The 15,619-nt window shown below is 66.9% G+C and carries 14 protein-coding genes; 5 read left to right on the forward strand and 9 right to left on the reverse strand.

Features of this window, described 5'->3' with window-relative positions; genetic code table 11:
* Window position 1: 1 nt before the first annotated feature.
* The 5 genes from CRO50_RS00090 to CRO50_RS00110 form a co-directional block, all read right to left on the reverse strand.
* Window positions 2–211 (reverse strand): hypothetical protein, encoded by a 210-nt coding sequence (locus CRO50_RS00090; protein ID WP_097143845.1) that lies wholly within the window; start codon window positions 209–211, stop codon window positions 2–4.
* Window positions 208–435, reverse strand: coding sequence for a hypothetical protein (locus CRO50_RS00095; RefSeq protein WP_143516828.1), 228 nt, complete (start codon window positions 433–435; stop codon window positions 208–210). Before CRO50_RS00095 ends, CRO50_RS00090 begins: the two co-directional genes overlap by 4 nt.
* 92 nt (window positions 436–527) lie before the next feature.
* A complete protein-coding gene (locus tag CRO50_RS00100) occupies window positions 528–1,514 on the reverse strand; it encodes a branched-chain amino acid ABC transporter permease (RefSeq protein WP_097143847.1) in 987 nt (328 codons plus the stop codon).
* A gap of 125 nt (window positions 1,515–1,639) precedes the next feature.
* Window positions 1,640–2,482 carry an ABC transporter ATP-binding protein gene (locus tag CRO50_RS00105; RefSeq protein WP_179747175.1) on the reverse strand — a complete coding sequence of 281 codons (843 nt, stop codon included), beginning with the start codon at window positions 2,480–2,482 and terminating at the stop codon, window positions 1,640–1,642.
* Window positions 2,479–4,446: an AMP-binding protein gene (locus CRO50_RS00110; protein WP_097144654.1), complete on the reverse strand. Its 1,968-nt coding sequence runs from the start codon at window positions 4,444–4,446 to the stop codon at window positions 2,479–2,481. Before CRO50_RS00110 ends, CRO50_RS00105 begins: the two co-directional genes overlap by 4 nt.
* A 274-nt stretch (window positions 4,447–4,720) precedes the next feature.
* On the opposite strand from CRO50_RS00110, the gene CRO50_RS00115 reads away from it, so the two are divergent.
* Both CRO50_RS00115 and CRO50_RS00120 read left to right on the forward strand, forming a co-directional pair.
* Entirely contained in the window at window positions 4,721–6,625 is a 1,905-nt protein-coding gene (locus CRO50_RS00115) for a PAS-domain containing protein (protein ID WP_232617790.1), read from the forward strand.
* Window positions 6,622–7,323 carry a response regulator transcription factor gene (locus CRO50_RS00120; RefSeq protein ID WP_097143850.1) on the forward strand — a complete coding sequence of 234 codons (702 nt, stop codon included), beginning with the start codon at window positions 6,622–6,624 and terminating at the stop codon, window positions 7,321–7,323. The genes CRO50_RS00115 and CRO50_RS00120 overlap by 4 nt, the downstream gene beginning before the upstream one ends.
* A gap of 10 nt (window positions 7,324–7,333) precedes the next feature.
* Here the strand turns inward: CRO50_RS00120 and CRO50_RS00125 are convergent, their stop codons facing one another.
* Complete coding sequence (locus tag CRO50_RS00125) at window positions 7,334–8,530, reverse strand: hydantoinase/carbamoylase family amidase (RefSeq protein WP_097143851.1); 1,197 nt, start codon at window positions 8,528–8,530, stop codon at window positions 7,334–7,336.
* A gap of 133 nt (window positions 8,531–8,663) precedes the next feature.
* On the opposite strand from CRO50_RS00125, the gene CRO50_RS00130 reads away from it, so the two are divergent.
* The 3 genes from CRO50_RS00130 to CRO50_RS00140 all read left to right on the forward strand — a co-directional run bounded on the left by CRO50_RS00130 (window position 8,664) and on the right by CRO50_RS00140 (window position 11,817).
* Window positions 8,664–9,719 carry a saccharopine dehydrogenase gene (locus tag CRO50_RS00130; protein ID WP_097143852.1) on the forward strand — a complete coding sequence of 352 codons (1,056 nt, stop codon included), beginning with the start codon at window positions 8,664–8,666 and terminating at the stop codon, window positions 9,717–9,719.
* A complete protein-coding gene (locus CRO50_RS00135) occupies window positions 9,716–10,870 on the forward strand; it encodes a saccharopine dehydrogenase family protein (RefSeq protein ID WP_097143853.1) in 1,155 nt (384 codons plus the stop codon). Before CRO50_RS00130 ends, CRO50_RS00135 begins: the two co-directional genes overlap by 4 nt.
* A 212-nt stretch (window positions 10,871–11,082) precedes the next feature.
* Entirely contained in the window at window positions 11,083–11,817 is a 735-nt protein-coding gene (locus CRO50_RS00140) for a TonB-dependent receptor (RefSeq protein WP_097143854.1), read from the forward strand.
* A 17-nt stretch (window positions 11,818–11,834) separates the two neighbouring features.
* On the opposite strand, the gene CRO50_RS00145 is transcribed toward CRO50_RS00140, so the two are convergent.
* The 3 genes from CRO50_RS00145 to mutL all read right to left on the reverse strand — a co-directional run bounded on the left by CRO50_RS00145 (window position 11,835) and on the right by mutL (window position 15,345).
* Window positions 11,835–12,161: a DUF3775 domain-containing protein gene (locus CRO50_RS00145; RefSeq protein ID WP_097143855.1), complete on the reverse strand. Its 327-nt coding sequence runs from the start codon at window positions 12,159–12,161 to the stop codon at window positions 11,835–11,837.
* A gap of 83 nt (window positions 12,162–12,244) precedes the next feature.
* Entirely contained in the window at window positions 12,245–13,465 is a 1,221-nt protein-coding gene (locus CRO50_RS00150; RefSeq protein WP_097143856.1) for a DNA recombination protein RmuC, read from the reverse strand.
* A complete protein-coding gene (mutL, locus tag CRO50_RS00155) occupies window positions 13,462–15,345 on the reverse strand; it encodes a DNA mismatch repair endonuclease MutL (protein ID WP_097143857.1) in 1,884 nt (627 codons plus the stop codon). The genes CRO50_RS00150 and mutL overlap by 4 nt, the downstream gene beginning before the upstream one ends.
* Window positions 15,346–15,619: the final 274 nt, after the last annotated feature.

A 15,619-nucleotide genomic window follows, 5' to 3' on the forward strand; every position in this document is an offset into this window, starting at 1 on the left:
CTCAGACCTCGCTCTGTGGGGCGATGCGCTGGCGGGGCCCGATGCGGTTGCACAGCCCCAGGTGGGCCAGCATGCCGCCCAGGAAACCCGCCCCCGACAGGAGCGCCGCCGCCAGCTGCTCGCTCCCCGAGAGATCGGCAAAGACCGCGATCAGGCCGAAGCACCAGAAGCTGGCCCAGCTGAGCACGTTCAGGATCGCCAGCGCCTTCATGCCTTGCCCTCCGCGCTGTCGTCGCCGCGTGCCCAGCCGATACGGCGGCAGGCGACGATATAGGTCAGCCAGGCGCCCAGCAGGCCGATGGCGATGATCACGGCATTGACCAGCACATGGTGTCCGGCGGCGACCTCGGCCTTGGCGGCCCAGAAGACGAAGCCCCAGTAGCAGGCCCAGACGACCAGCATGGCGGAAAGGCGGATGCCCTTGATGTCTTTCATGTCTTTCTCCTCCATTGGACCCCGGCTCCTCAACCGGGGGCCCCGGGCGGGCGGGTGTCGCGACAAAGTCGCGCAGCCGCCCACCGGGGTCTTTACACTCTCTCGATAATCCGCTCGCCGAACAAGCCCTGAGGCCGGAACACCAGGAAGAGCAGCGCCAGGACATAGGCGAACCAGTTCTCGGTTGCCCCGCCGACCAGCGGACCGATGGCAAATTCAAACAGCTTCTCGCCCACCCCGATGATCAGCCCGCCGACGATCGCACCGGGAATCGAGGTGAACCCGCCCAGCATAAGAACCGGCAGGGCTTTCAGAGCGATGAGCGAAAGAGAGAACTGCACCCCCGACTTGGTGCCCCACATGATCCCCGCCACCAGCGCCACGAAGCCCGCGATGGACCAGACCAGCACCCAGATGAAGTTCAGGCTGATGCCCACCGAAAGCGCCGCCTGGTGGTCATCGGCCACCGCGCGCAGGGCGCGGCCCTGTTTCGAGTACTGGCTGAAGATGGTCAGGGCCACGACCAGCGCCGCCGCGATGCCGGTGGCCCAGAGGTCGAGATTGTCGATGAAGAAGCCATAGCCGAAGGCCTCGAAGGTGGTTTCGTCGATCCACAGGTTGATGCCCTGCGGCAGACCCACGTCCAGCTTCTTGATATCCGCGCCCCACATCAGGTCACCCAGACCTTCCATGAAATAGGCGAGGCCAATGGTGGCCATGAACAGGATGATCGGCTCCTGCCCCACCAGGTGGCGGAAGATCAGCCGGTTCACCACCCAGGCCAGCACGATCATCACCACGCCGGTCAGCAGGATCGCCGCCAGGGCCGGCAGGTGCCAGCCGAAGTGATGCACCTCGGTGCCGAAGACCGCGTTGATCAGGTGGCTGAAGGGCACCTGCCCTTCCATGATCCCCACCAGGGTCAGCGCCGCAAACAGCGCCATGACCCCCTGCGCATAGTTGAAGATCCCCGAGGCCTTGAAAATCAGCACGAAGCCAAGCGCCACGAGCGCGTAGAGCACCCCGGCCATCAGCCCGTTCAGGAAGACCTCCATGGCGAATAGAAGCTGGTCAGGCATGGTCAGCACCTCCGGTCAGGGGGTTAACGAGGGGCTGCGCCACCGCGCGCCCGGCACCGACGCAATACCGACGTGATACCGACGCGTTGCAGACAGGCCACCGACGGGTGTTTTCGGGACGGATTTCACTCATGGGCCACCCCCAGGTAGGCGTCGATCACATCCTGGTTCGAGCGCACCTCCTCCGGCGTCCCGTCCCCGATCTTGCGCCCGTAGTCCATCACGACCACCCGGTCGCTCAGGTCCATCACCACGCCCATGTCATGCTCGATCAGGGCGATGGTGGTGCCGAATTCGTCATTCACATCAAGGATGAAGCGCGACATGTCCTCCTTCTCCTCGACGTTCATGCCCGCCATGGGCTCGTCCAGCAGCAGCAGCGACGGCTCGGCGGCCAGCGCACGGGCCAGCTCGACACGCTTCTTCAGCCCATAGGGCAGCCGCGCCACGGGGGTCTTGCGGATACTCTGGATCTCGAGGAAGTCGATGATCTGCTCGACTTTCTCGCGGTTCTCGATCTCTTCCCGCTCGGCGCGCCCGAACCACAGGGCCTGCCGAAAAATGCCGGATTTCATGTGGTTAAGGCGTCCGGTCATGACGTTGTCCAGCACCGTCATCCCCTCGAAGAGCGCGATGTTCTGGAAGGTCCGCGCCACCCCCTGCCGCGCCACCTCGTAGGGGCGCATCCGGGGCCGCCGGTTGCCGTGATACCAGACCTCGCCCTCCTGCGGATTGTAGAAGCCGCTGATCACGTTGAGCATCGAGGACTTGCCCGCGCCATTGGGCCCGATGATCGCACGGATCTCGCCCTGGCGGATATCGAAGGAGATATCCTTGATCGCCTCCACCCCGCCGAAGCGCAGGGTGATGTTGCGCATCTCCATCATCACGCCACCGATCCGGCGCCCGTCCTCGGTCACCCAGCCTTCGCCCGGCTGATCCGTAACCATCTGTTCCGCAACACTCATTCCGCTGCCACCCTTTCCGCGCCCTGCGCCACCACCGCCGCATCGCAAAGCGTGAGCGTCGCCGAGATATGGCCCTTGCGGCCGTCCTCGTAGGTCACCTCGGTGCGGGTCGAGACCTGCTTTGAGCCGTCGTAGAGCGCGGCGATCAGGTCGGCGTATTTCTCGGCCACGATCTTGCGGCGCACCTTGCGGGTGCGGGTCATCTCGCCGTCATCGGCGTCCAGTTCCTTGTGCAGCACCAGGAAGCGGTGGATCTGGCAGCCCGAGAGCATTTCGTCGGCGGCGACCGAGCGGTTCACCTCTTCGACATGAGACCGGATCGTCTCCAGCACCTGGGGGTGGCCCGCCAGCTCCTGATAGCTGGAATAGGCGATGTTGTTGCGTTCGGCCCAGTTGCCGACCGCCGTCAGGTCGATGTTGATGAAGGCCGCACAGGTCTCCCGCCCGTCGCCGAAGACCACGGCTTCGAGAATCGCGGGGAAGAATTTCAGCTTGTTTTCAACGTACTTGGGCGCGAAGAGGCGGCCATCGGCCATCTTGCCCACATCCTTGGCCCGGTCGATGATCCGCAGGTGGCCGGTGCCTTCCTCGATGAAGCCCGCATCCCCCGTCGCCACCCAGCCCTCGGCATCCTTGGTCGAGGCGGTGCTTTCGGGGTTCTTGTAGTAAAGCTGGAAGACACCGGGGCTGCGGTAGAAGACCTCTCCGCTCTCGTCGATCTTCAGCTCGACACCCGGAGAGGCCACGCCGACGGTATCCGAGCGCACCTCGCCATCCGGTTGCTGGGTGATGAAGACCGAAGCCTCGGTCTGGCCATAGAGCTGCTTCAGGTTGATCCCAAGCGAGCGGTAGAAATCGAAGATCTCGGGGCCGATCGCCTCGCCGGCGGTATAGCCCACGCGGACCCGGCCAAGGCCGAGGGTATCCTTGAGGGGACCGTAGACCAGCCAGCCGCCCAGCCGGTAAAGCAAACGGTCCGCGGTCCCCACCGGCTGCCGATCCAACAGCCGGCCGCCCACCCGACGCGCATGGGCCATGAACTTGTCAAACAACCACTTTTTGAACCGGCCGGCGTCTTCCATGCGGATCATCACATTGGTGAGCTGGGTCTCGAAGATCCGCGGCGGGGCAAAGTAATAGCTGGGTCCGATCTCGCGCAGGTCGGTCGAGAGGGTCTCGGCGCTTTCGGGACAATTGACGCAGAAGCCCGACCAATAGGCCTGTCCGATCGAGAAGATGAAGTCACCGACCCAGGCCATGGGCAGGTAGGCAAGCACCTCCTCGCCCGGCCCCAGGTCGTCGAAGGTGCTGGAATTGCGCGAGGTCTCGACGATGTTGCGATGCGACAGCACCACGCCCTTGGGCTTGCCGGTGGTGCCCGAGGTATAGAGCATGACGCAGATGTCCTCGGGACCCAGGGCCGCGGCGCGGCGCTCCAGCTCGGGCGTCAGCTCGTCACGGGCGGCGCGGCCCTGCTCCTGGATATGGGCGAAGTCATGCAGATGCGCGTGGTCGTATTTCCGCATGCCGCGCGGGTCGAGGTAGAGCACATGCTCCAGCGCCGGCAGCCCGGCGCGGACCTCAAGCACCTTGTCGACCTGCTCCTGGTCCTCGGCCACGACGAAGCGCGCGCCGCAATGGTCCAGCACATAGGCCATCTCTTCGGCGGCACTGTCGGAATAAAGCGGCACGGGTACGGCACCCAGCATCTGCGCGGCCGGAATGGCCCAGTAGAGATGGGGGCGGTTGGTCCCGATGATGGCGATGAAATCCCCCGGCTGCACGCCGAGGTTCAGCAGACCAAGGGCAAGGGCGCGGATCTCTTCCCGAGCCTCGGCCCAGGTCCAGCTCTGCCAGATGCCGAACTCCTTCTCGCGGTAGGCGGTCCGGTCCGGCCAGGTCTTTGCATTTCGGTCGAGCAGGGCGGGCACGGTTTCGACCGGCCCGCCCGCTGTGTGCGAGATGTCTCTCACGACGTTCTCCTCCCCTTTTCCAGCCCTCCCCGACCGGAAAAACCGTCCTCCTCAAGACGGGTCAGATAGTCATCATCGCGCCGTTACATTGCGTCGGACGCCGCTGACTAGTCAAACATTATCTGCGACTTTTACCGTATCATTTCCGGAATCTTTCAAATTGTTACGGATGCCGCGAGCGCGAAATCGCGCTGCAACTGCAAAGCCGGGGGCTGGCTCGGTTGCGGGTTTCCGGCTAGTCCTGAGCGGGGGGAGAACGCAGCGCATGCCGAGCCACCAGGCACGTACGGATCGCATGACAATGGCCGGGCTGAACATGATCCAGCAGGCGCTGTCGATCTACGACCAGGACCTGCGGCTGGTGCAATGCAACCGACGCTTCCGCTTGATGTTCGACCTGCCGCTGGAGCTGACCCAGCCCGGCGCGCGATTCGAGGACACGATCCGCCATCTCTGCATCTCGGGGGAATACGGCCCCCAGGAAGACCTGGAAGAGGCGGTGCGCCTGCGGGTCGAGAAGGCCCTGGCCTTCGAGCCACACTACATGGAACGCACCCGCCCCAATGGCAGGGTGATCAGCGTCGAGGGCGCGCCGCTGCCCGAGGGGGGCTGGGTCACCGTCTATACCGACATCACCGACAGCCACCGGCAGGAACAGCTTCTGCGGACCCGCTCAGAGCTGCTGTCGGAACAGCTGCTGACCCGCGCCGAAGAGCTGGCGGCCACCAACCGTCAGTTGCAGGCCACCAACTCGGCGCTGGAGGAGGCCAAGCGCGAGCTCACCGGGATGGAGGCGCGCATCCGCCTGATGACCGAGATGCTGCCGGCCCATATCGCGCATCTGGGGCCCGACCGGATCTATACCTATTCCAACCGCCGCCTGTCGCGGATCATGCCGGGGCGCCCGGCCCATATCGTCGGCCTGCACATGGCCGATGTGCTGGGCCAGCAGGCCTACCAGAAGGTGCGCCCGCACCTAGAGGCGGCGCTGGCGGGGCGCGCCGGGACCTTCGAGTTCACCGACGATGCCACCGGGCGCCGGATTCGCACCGCCATGACCCCTGCCGAGAGCGGGGCCTACATCATGTCGATGGATGTCACCGAAGAGACCCAGACCCGCGCCGCGCTGGCGCAGACCAAGCGGCGCGAACTGGCGGCGCAGGTGACCTCGGGCATGGCGCATGACTTCTCGAACCTGCTGACGATCATCCTGGGCCTGCAATCGCGCCTCGACCGGATGGCGCTGCCCGCCGCGGCACAGGAGCTGGTCACGGCAACCTCTGCCGCCGCCCGCCGCGGTGGCGACCTGCTGGACCGTATCGCCACGATGACCGGCGGCCGCGACCATCGCCCCGCCGCCACCGTCTGGTCCGCCTTCCTGCGCGACTTCGCCACCCTCGCCCGCCCGGCCCTGCCCGATGCGGTCACCCTGGTGATCGAGGACGAGGTGGGCGCGCAGCGGCTCTGGCTCGATCCCGGCATGTTGCAGGACAGCCTGCTGAACCTGGTGCTCAACGCCCGCGATGCCATCGGCGAGGCCGCCGGAGAGATCCGCCTTGCCGCCCGCGCCCAGGCAGGCACCTGGCTCGAGATCACTGTCACCGACACCGGGCCGGGCTTCACCGACCGCGCCCTGGAGCAGGCGATGCAGCCCTTCTTCACCACCAAGGGGCGCGAGGGCTCCGGCCTCGGCCTGTCGATGGTCTTCGACATGACCCAGCGGGCCGGCGGGCAGATGCGGCTGGAGAACGCGCACGGCGCCCGTGTCACCCTGCAACTGCCCTGGCGCGAAGCCCCGCGTCCGCTGACCCCCGGCCTCGCCCTGCTGGTCGAGGACAGCCCCGATCTGCGCCGCTCGGTCCGCGACATGCTGGTGGCGCTCGGCTATTCCGTTATCGAGGCCGCCAGCGCCGACGAGGCCCTGGCCATCGCCCGCGACCTGCCCGAGCTGGTGCTGATCCTGTCGGACCTGTCGCTTGCCGGGGGCACCACCGGGCTCGACCTGCTCGACGCCCTGCCCGCGCAGGCGCCGCCACTCTGCATCATGACCTCGCTGCGCGCCGACCACCCGCTCTACCGTGCCGCCTGCGCCCGCGCGCCGGTGTTGCAGAAACCCTTCGACCAGGGGCATCTCGCCGCCCTATTGTCCCCGAAAGAGGATCGGACATGACCAGCCCCCTGATCGCCATTCTCGACGACGAGCCCGAGATCCGCTCGATCCTGCAGACCGCGCTGGAAGAGGCCGGCTTCCGCAGCCGCGCCTTCGGCAGGGCAACCGAGTTCGAGGCCGCGCTGTCGGGAATGACGCCGGATCTCTGCCTGCTGGACCTGTCGCTGCCTGACCGCGACGGTCTGACCCTGGTGCATCGTCTGGCCACCGAGAAGGGCGCGGCGGTGATCATCATCTCGGGCCGGGCGCAGGTGCAGGACCGCATCACCGGGCTGGAGCTGGGTGCCGACGACTACATCATCAAGCCCTTCGACCCCGCAGAGGTCCTGGCCCGCATCCGCGCCCGCCTGCGCCGTGACCGCCCGGCCCCCGACACCGCCGGCCAGGCCCGTTTCGCCGGCTGGACCGCGCATTTCGACCGTTTCGTGCTGGAAGACAGCGAGGGCGCAGAGACCCCCTTTTCCCACGCGGAAAGCGAGGTCCTGCGCCTTTTCCTGGAACGCCCCAAGCGGCTGATCTCGCGCGCGCTGATGCAGGAGGTCCTTGGCGGCGGCGCCGGAGAAGCCTTCGACCGCGCCATGGACGTCCGCATCTCGCGCCTGCGCACCAAGCTGCGCGAGGACCCGAAGAACCCGCGCCTGATCAAGACGATCTACGGCGCGGGGTATATCTTCCTGGGGGATGTGGACTGGGGTTAGCCCCGAGGGATCAGGCCAGCCGCTCCACCGCCTCGGCCAGGACCTTCAGGCCTGCCACGAGGTCGGCCTCGTCGGTGTCCTCGGCGAAGGCGTGGCTGATGCCGTTGATCGAGGGGACGAAGAGCATGGCGACCGGCATCAGCTTCGCCAGGCTGGTGGCGTCATGCAGGGCGCCCGATTGCATGCGGCGCCAGCGGCCCGGCAGTTGCGCCTCGGCGGCGGCTTCGAGGGCGGCGCGGATGGTGGGGTCCATGGGGACGGGCTCAAGACCCAGCATGGCCGAGGTGGTCAGGATCATGCCGGTCTCGGCGGCGACCTCGTCGGCGGCGGTGCGGATGATCTCTTCCATGCGCGCCAGACGGTCGCTGTCGCCGTCGCGCCATTGCATCGAGAAGCTGCAACGCCCCGGTACGATGGAATGCGAACCCGGATGCACCTCGACATGGCCGGTGGTCCAGACCGTCTGCGGCGTGACCACGTTGCGGAAACGCTCTGCGATCAGGGACTGGAAGCGCAGCATCGCCTGCAGCGCGTCGCGGCGGCGGTGCATGGGCGTGGTGCCGGCGTGGTTCTGCTCTCCTTCGAAGGTCATGCGCATGTCGCGGATGCCGACGATATCGCTGACCACGCCCGCGGCCTCTCCGGCCTCGTCCAGCCAGGGGCCCTGCTCGATGTGGCATTCCAGGAAGCCGGTGAAGCGCGAAGGGTCGACCGGGCCGGTGACCATGTCGGCCATGGCGGCGCGGGCCTCGGCAAAGCTGACGCCCGTGCTGTCGACCAGCGCGTCGGCCTCTTCCAGCGTCGAATGGCCAGCCCAGACGCGGCTGCCGGTGGTGACGCCGAAGCGGCCCTCTTCATCCTGGAAGGAGACGGCAGAGATCGGCACCCCGGCCTCGGCACCGGCGCGGGCCAGCTCAAGGCCGCAGATCACGCCGAGCGCGCCGTCCAGCCAGCCGCCCTCGGGCTGGCTGTCGGAGTGCGAGCCGACCAGCAGGGACTTTCCCGGTGCCAGCCCGAAGACCGACCCGCAGGGGTCCACCGCGACCTCCAGCCCGGCACCGGCATATTGCTCGGCCAGCCATTTGCGGGCGGCGATGTCGGGGGCGGAATAGGCGGGCCGGATCACCCCCTTGCCGACCCCGGCGGCGCCGAAGCTGCGCAGGTGGTGAAGATCGGCAAGGAAACGGTCGGGGTTCACGGGAATCATCGGGGCACACCTCCTTGGTTGCCTCGCAGAGAACAGGAGCGCGCCCGGAAAGGCAAATCGCCCCGCCCCGATCCGGGCTCGCATTGCATCCCTCCGCCGGGCCTTTATACCCGACCCCCGAAAGGAGCCCTTCATGACCCATATCTGGCTGCGCGCCGAACAGCGCGCCAACGAAGACCGCGCGGGGCTGACGCCTGCAGGTGCAAAGGCGCTGATCGAAAAGGGCTTCCGCCTGACGGTCGAAGAGAGCTCCAGCCGCATCCTGCCTCTTCAGGGCTATATCGACGCCGGGGCCGAGATCGCGCCCGAGGGCTCCTGGCCCGAGGCGCCGGCCGAGGCGATCATCTTCGGCCTGAAGGAGCTGCCCGAGGACGGCACGCCGCTGCGCCACCGCCACATCATGTTCGGCCATGCCTACAAGGGCCAGCCCGCCGGGCAGGAGCTGCTGCGACGCTTCCGTGCAGGCGGCGGCACGCTCTACGATCTGGAATACCTGCTGGACGAGAACGGCCGTCGCGTTGCCGCCTTCGGCTACTGGGCCGGTTACGCGGGCGCCGCCGTCTCGCTGATGTGCTGGGCAGCGCAGCAGCAGGGCACCATCTGCCCTGCCGTCGGCGCCTATCCGGACAAGGACTCTCTGCTGACCGACCTGCACGAACGCCTCGCCCCTTATGACGCCCGCCCGCGCGCCATCGTCATCGGCGCCCTTGGCCGCGTCGGTCGCGGCGGCGCGGACCTTTGCGAGGCGCTTGGCTGCGAGGTTACCAAGTGGGACATGGCCGAGACGGCCCATGGCGGGCCCTTCCCCGAAATCGCCGAGCACGAGATCTTCCTCAACTCGATCCTCGCCATGCCCGGCACCCCGGTCTTCGTGCCGGTCGAGATGGCCGATGGCCCGCGCCGGTTGACCGTCATCGGTGACGTGGCCTGCGACCCGACCTCGGATTTCTCGCCGGTGAAGGTCTATGACCGCACGACGACCTGGCAGGCACCGGCCCTGCGGGTCCGGGACACCCCGCCGCTGGATGTCATGGCGATCGACAACCTGCCCTCTATGCTGCCCCTCGAAAGCAGCGAGGATTACGCGGCCCAACTTCTGCCCTCGCTCCTGACCCTCGACGCGCTGGACAGCGGCGTCTGGGGCGGAGCCAAGGGCTTCTTCGACGAACATCTGGAGGCATTGGCATGAAAATTCACTGGTGTGGCACGGGCCTTTCCGCGATCCCCGGCCTGCGGCGACTGCTGGAAGGCGACTACCCCGTCGTGGTCTGGAACCGGACCGTCGAGAAGGCCGAGGCCGAGGTGGGCGACCTGACCAAGGACATCCGCGCCTTCTCGCTCGAGGCCGTCGCGGCAGCGCTGGAGCCCGGCGATATCGCCGTCTCGATGCTGCCGGGCGATCTGCACGTGCCGCTGGCCACCGCCTGCCTCGAGGCCGGTGCGCATTTCGTCTGCTCGTCCTATGTCTCGCCCGAGATGGCGGCGCTGGATGCGGCGGCGAAGGAGAAGGGCCTGAGCTTCGTCAACGAGGTGGGCCTTGATCCCGGCATCGACCACGTGCTGGCCGATGACCTGGTCGCGCGCCTGAAAGAGCTGGCACCCGAGGCGCCCGAGGTCTCCTTCACCTCCTACTGCGGTGGTTTCCCGAAGGTTGCCAACGACTTCCGCTACAAGTTCAGCTGGTCTCCGCTTGGCGTGCTGAAGGCGCTGCGCTCGCCCTCGCGCTCGCTGAAGGGCGGCGAAGAGCTGCACGTCGCGCGCCCCTGGGACGCCATCACCCGCTACGAGAACCCGCTGCCCGGCGCGGAGGTCTTCGAGGCCTACCCGAACCGCGACTCGGTCCCCTTCATCGCGCAATACGGCTTCGACGAGAGCTGGCAGGTGCAGGACTTCGTGCGTGGCACCCTGCGTCTGGACGGTTGGTCCAGGGCCTGGGAAGGGCTCTTCCGCGAGATCGAGACGCTGACCGGCCCCGAAGGCGACGCCCGCCTGCGCGAGATCTCGGACGGGCTGTGGGACAGCCATGCCTATGACGAGGGCGAGGCCGACCGCGTGGTCATGTTCGTGCGCCTGACCGCCACCTCTGGCGGCAAGCCGGTCTTCGACCAGGCCTGGGCCATGGATGCCTCGGGCAAGCCGGAAGGCAGCGCCATGGGCCGCCTGGTGTCGGTCTCGGTCGCCCTGGCCATCGAGGCGCTGGTCGCCTCGCGCCTGGCACCGGGCGTGGTCACCGCCTCCAACGCCGCCGAAGAGATCTTCGCCGAGGACATCCGCCGCGAATGGCTTTCCGAGGTCGAGGACATGTCGGACGTGCTGGAACGCATCGACTACCTCTCCTGAGGGGGTCAGACTTCATCGGAAAAGGGCGCGGCCAAGGCTGCGCCCTTTTGCTTTGTCGCCCCCCCGCCCCCCGGCCAGCGCCTCCGCGCCGGGCGAAGACACAACCATGGGGATTGTGGGATTTTTCACACGCAACCGGATCTTCCAATCGTGACCCTTGTATAGACCGACCAAAGTCGGAGTATCAGGCGGTTTCTTGGGAGGATTTAGAGATGTCCAATTTCAAAATGGCCCTGAGCCTGGCAGCGATCTGCCTCTCTGGCTCGGCCATGGCGCAGGAGCTGGAAGGGGCGCGACTGGGCTTTGACTACAAAGAGTACGATGACGGACAGGGCTTCGAGGCTACCTTCGGGACACTCATTGGCGATGTCTCGATGCTCTTCGACAACGGCTTCGGCGGACAGCTGACACTGGGGACACTGCAGTTCTTCCACTCGAACCAGTCGCTTCAACGACCCGACGGCGGCTCGGCGGTGGCGCTGCATGGGTTCTTCGACGTCAGCCCTGCGACCCGGCTGGGGGCCTACCTGGGCTACAACGGACTTGGCGAAGTGGACGCCCTGCACTTCGGGGTCGAGCTGGTCCATCAGCTGGACCGGCTGCGGCTGGAAGCCCGGCTCGGGCACGCCGACTCGGACCAGGGCTTTGATAACTTTGACCTGGCCGAGGTCTACGCCCAGTACGATCTGAACGACAGGCTGCAGCTGCGCGGCGGCCTGCGTTACGAGGACTCGGGCGACTACGGGCACTATGGGTTGGCGACGATCGGCATCGCCTATGACCTTGGCAACCGCGCCCGGCTTTACGCCGATTACGGCTGGCAGGATCAGGAATTCGGCAGCAGCTACCCTGATATCTATGGTGGCAACCTCGTGACTGTCGGCGTGGAGATCACGCTCGGCGACAGCCCCGCTCCGAAGATGTTCCGCTTCAATCCGCAGTTCTAGGACAGAGCCGGGGCGGTTCAGCCGCCCCGGACCAGGTCGTCCTCTTCGTCGCTGGCCGAAAGGCCAAGCGCGTCGAGACCGTTTTCCAGGTGATCGGACAGATGCGGCGTGCCCAGCAGGTAGTCGGGCGTCGGCGTCGTGGCTTCGGCGCGGGCGGTGGCCTTGGCCTCTTCCAGCTCATCGGCGGCGAAACTGTCGCGGCCGATCCACATTACCGCGACGAGGCTGATCAGCTCATCCTCGTTGAGGTTCTCCAGAAAGGCGTGCAATTCACCCTCGGCGCGTTCCAACTCGCGCGCCATCAGGATGACATTGGCAATCTTGGTGATCGAGATATCGAGCATGGCGTTTTCTCCTGTTCGGTAAGCACCTTGCCCCGATCAGAGTACGCCCTTCCTTGATTTGCCGCAAATCCTGTGGCGCGGGCTCAGGTTTTTGGGCCATCTCCGGTCAGGCTCTCGAGCGGGCTGTCGGCATCGCTGCCGACCTCCTCAAAGTCGAAGTTGTCCAGCTTCGCGGCCCGCTTGCCGGCGCGCTCGGCGGCGGTGCCGATACCGTCCAGGTCCTTGCGGGCCTGGTTGAAGTGGGTGTCCAGCTTGCCGACACGCTCCACCACCAGCTCGACATCCCGGTGCAGCATCGACAGCGTCTTGCGGATCGCCCCGGCCTGTTCGCGCATACGGGCATCCTTGAGGATGGCGCGCATGGTGTTCAGCGTCGCCATGCAGGTGGTCGGAGAGACGATCCACACCCGCGCCGAGAAACCCTCGCGGACGATCTCGGGGAAATTGGCGTGCAGCTCGGCATAGACGGCCTCGGACGGCAGGAACATCAGCGCGCCGTCGGCGGTCTCGCCTTCGATGATATAGCGTTCCGAGATCGCCTTGATATGCGCGCGGACAGCCTGGCGGAACAGGGTCTGGGCGCGGGCCTTGTGATCGGCGGTCTGGGCACCGCGCAGGGCCTCGTAGGCCTCCAGCGGGAACTTGGCGTCGATGACGATGGGGCCCGGCGGGTTGGGCAGGTGGATCAGGCAGTCGGCGCGCTTGCCGTTGGAAAGCGTCGCCTGGACCGAGTAGCTGTCCGAGGGCAGCGCCTTGCCGACAATGTCGTTCAGCTGGATTTCCCCGAAAGCGCCACGGGTCTGCTTGTTGGACAGGATGTCCTGCAGCGACAGCACGTCGCCCGAGAGCTTGGTGATGTTCTCTTGCGCCTTGTCGATGACTTGCAGGCGCTGCTGCAGCTCGGTCAGGCTCTTCGTGGTCTTCTCCGAGCCGCCCTGAAGCTGCTCGTTCATCTTCTCCTGCATCTCAGAGAGCGCGCGGGCCTGGCTCATGGCATTGGCGTGCAGGCGATCGTTCATCTCTTTCTGCACATGGGCCATGCGGGTCTCGAGCATGTGCAGCATCTGGGTCTGGCCCTGGTTCTGCGCATTCGAGACGGTGGAAAGCCCGCCGGAAAGCTGCTCCTGCCCCTTGGCCAACCCCTCGACGGTGCGGCCCAGCTGGTTCATCTGCCAGATCACCGGCTCGGAGGCGCGCGATGCGGCACGGATCGCCGCGATGATCAGGACCAGCAGGACCAGAAAGGCAGCGCCGCCGATGAGGGCGGCGAGGGTCAGCGGATCGTTGAGGTCGATCTGGGTCATGTGCGGCCAAAGAGCCTTTCGATGTCGGAGAGCTTGAGCTCCACGTAGGTGGGGCGACCATGGTTGCATTGCCCGCTGTGCGGGGTCGCCTCCATCTGCCGCAGGAGTTCGTTCATCTCGGCCACCTGCATGCGGCGGCCCGAGCGGATGGAGCCGTGGCAGGCAACGCGGCTGAGGATCGCTTCGATCCGCGCCTGCAGGGCCATGGAATCGTCCTGGTCGGTCAGCTCGTCCAGCACGTCGCGCAGCAGCGCCTCGGCGTTGATCTCGCCCAGGATGGCCGGGGTTTCACGCACCGCGATGGCCCCGCCGCCGAAGGGCTCGATGACCAGACCCAGCTTCGCCAGGTCCTCTGCCGCGTCCAGCAGCCGTTGCGCATCACCCTGCGAGAGCTCGATGATCTCGGGGATCAGCAGCGCCTGAGAGGCAACGCCGTTCTCGGCCATCTGGCGCTTCAGCTTCTCGTAGACCAGGCGCTCATGGGCGGCGTGCTGATCCACCAGCACCATCCCGCGCGAGGTCTGGGCGACGATGTAGTTCTCGTGCACCTGGGCGCGGGCGGCCCCCAGGGGGTACTCCTCGAGCGGGGTCTGCTCGGGGGCGTCCTCCACCACCGGCTCGACACGGGCCGAGGGGGCGTGATCGAAGCCGCGCAGCCCTTCGGACATGTAGGAGGCGGGCGCGGGCGCCTGGAAGCTGTTCAACGCGCCATAGCCCCCGGAGGGGCGGCGGTCGGGCGCCTGGTAGACGAAGGGCTTGCCCTCGGGCGTGCGCGGCGCTTCCTCGGGGCGGAAGGCGCCGAGCGTGGCATGGGCGACGGTGGTCGAGGCGCGGTGCCCGGCCTCGGCCAGGGCGTGGCGCAGGCCCGAGACGATGAGGCCACGTGCGGTGCCGGGATCGCGGAAGCGGACCTCGGATTTCGCCGGGTGGACGTTGACGTCGACCAGCTGCGGGTCGCAATCGAGGAAGAGCGCGGCGACCGGGTGGCGGTCACGCGAGAGGTAGTCGAAATAGGCGGCGCGCAGCGCGCCGGTCAGCAGCTTGTCCTTCACCGGGCGACCGTTGACGAAGAGGAACTGCGCCACCGCCGCGCCGCGAGAATAGGTCGGAAGGGCGGCATAGCCCGACATGCGGATGCCGTCGCGGGTGGCGTCGATCTTCAGCGCGTTCTCGGCGAAATCGCGGCCCAGGATCGTGGCCAGCCGCCCGTGCAGCGCGTCGAAAAGATCGCCCGACTCGGGGTCGGCACGGAAGATGGTGCGGGTGTCGCCGCCCGAGGCATCGCTCAGGGTGAAGCCAACGAAGGGCTCGGCCATGGCCAGACGCTTGATGACATCGGTCACGGCCTGCATCTCGGCCCGGTCGGTGCGCAGGAACTTCAGCCGCGCCGGGGTGGCGTAGAAGAGATCGCGCAGCTCGGCGACGGTGCCCTTGTTCAGCGCCGCCGGTTTCACCGCGGAAAGCTGCCCGCCCGAGACCTTGATCTCTGCCGCCTCATGGCCCTTGGCGCGCGAGGTCAGCGTCAGCCGCCCGACGGCCCCGAGAGAGGGCAGCGCCTCGCCCCGGAAGCCGAAGGAATGGATGTTGAGCAGGTCCGAGCCGTCGATCTTCGAGGTGGCATGGCGCGACAGCGCCAGCGGCAGGGCTTCCGGCGGGATGCCACAGCCATCGTCGGCGACCCGGATCAGGGTCTTGCCGCCGTCGGCCACGGTGACCTCGATCCGCGTGGCCCCGGCGTCGAGGGCGTTTTCCACCAGCTCCTTCACCGCGGAGGCAGGGCGCTCGACCACCTCACCGGCGGCGATACGGTTGATCGCGCCCTCATCGAGCTGGCGGATCACGGGCTGGGAATCGAGGATATGGGGGTCACTACGGTGCATACCGCGAAATGTAGCATGGGGTGAGTGAGTCGGAAATGGCAGACCAGAGGGAATGCCAAGGCGGTCAGAGCCCATGTCAGGCGTGCAGAGCGGCGGGCCGCGCCCGACCCTGGGTGGGCGCATCTTGACCTTTGGCTGGAGTGTTTGCCTCGAAGCTTCCACGCCGAGCCCCGATCTTCCGACATCGCAAATGCGCCCTCCCGGGGGGAGGGGCTCGGTCCGGTCCGCAATGCGGCGAAACCTCCGGGGGTGGTTTCGAGGGCCGAGCGGGCGG

The sequence above is a fragment of the Pseudooceanicola antarcticus genome, from assembly GCF_900215355.1.
Lineage (GTDB): Bacteria > Pseudomonadota > Alphaproteobacteria > Rhodobacterales > Rhodobacteraceae > Pseudooceanicola > Pseudooceanicola antarcticus.

Bases quoted from the DNA above. Each gene is read 5' to 3' on its own strand.
- CRO50_RS00095 (WP_143516828.1), bottom strand. From the start codon at position 435: ATGAAAGACATCAAGGGCATCCGCCTTTCCGCCATGCTGGTCGTCTGG.
- CRO50_RS00140 (WP_097143854.1), top strand. From the start codon at position 11,083: ATGTCCAATTTCAAAATGGCCCTGAGCCTGGCAGCGATCTGCCTCTCT.
- CRO50_RS00135 (WP_097143853.1), top strand. From the start codon at position 9,716: ATGAAAATTCACTGGTGTGGCACGGGCCTTTCCGCGATCCCCGGCCTG.
- CRO50_RS00120 (WP_097143850.1), top strand. From the start codon at position 6,622: ATGACCAGCCCCCTGATCGCCATTCTCGACGACGAGCCCGAGATCCGC.
- CRO50_RS00145 (WP_097143855.1), bottom strand. From the start codon at position 12,161: ATGCTCGATATCTCGATCACCAAGATTGCCAATGTCATCCTGATGGCG.
- CRO50_RS00090 (WP_097143845.1), bottom strand. From the start codon at position 211: ATGAAGGCGCTGGCGATCCTGAACGTGCTCAGCTGGGCCAGCTTCTGG.
- CRO50_RS00115 (WP_232617790.1), top strand. From the start codon at position 4,721: ATGCCGAGCCACCAGGCACGTACGGATCGCATGACAATGGCCGGGCTG.
- CRO50_RS00100 (WP_097143847.1), bottom strand. From the start codon at position 1,514: ATGCCTGACCAGCTTCTATTCGCCATGGAGGTCTTCCTGAACGGGCTG.
- CRO50_RS00130 (WP_097143852.1), top strand. From the start codon at position 8,664: ATGACCCATATCTGGCTGCGCGCCGAACAGCGCGCCAACGAAGACCGC.
- CRO50_RS00150 (WP_097143856.1), bottom strand. From the start codon at position 13,465: ATGACCCAGATCGACCTCAACGATCCGCTGACCCTCGCCGCCCTCATC.
- mutL (WP_097143857.1), bottom strand. From the start codon at position 15,345: ATGCACCGTAGTGACCCCCATATCCTCGATTCCCAGCCCGTGATCCGC.
- CRO50_RS00105 (WP_179747175.1), bottom strand. From the start codon at position 2,482: ATGAGTGTTGCGGAACAGATGGTTACGGATCAGCCGGGCGAAGGCTGG.
- CRO50_RS00125 (WP_097143851.1), bottom strand. From the start codon at position 8,530: ATGATTCCCGTGAACCCCGACCGTTTCCTTGCCGATCTTCACCACCTG.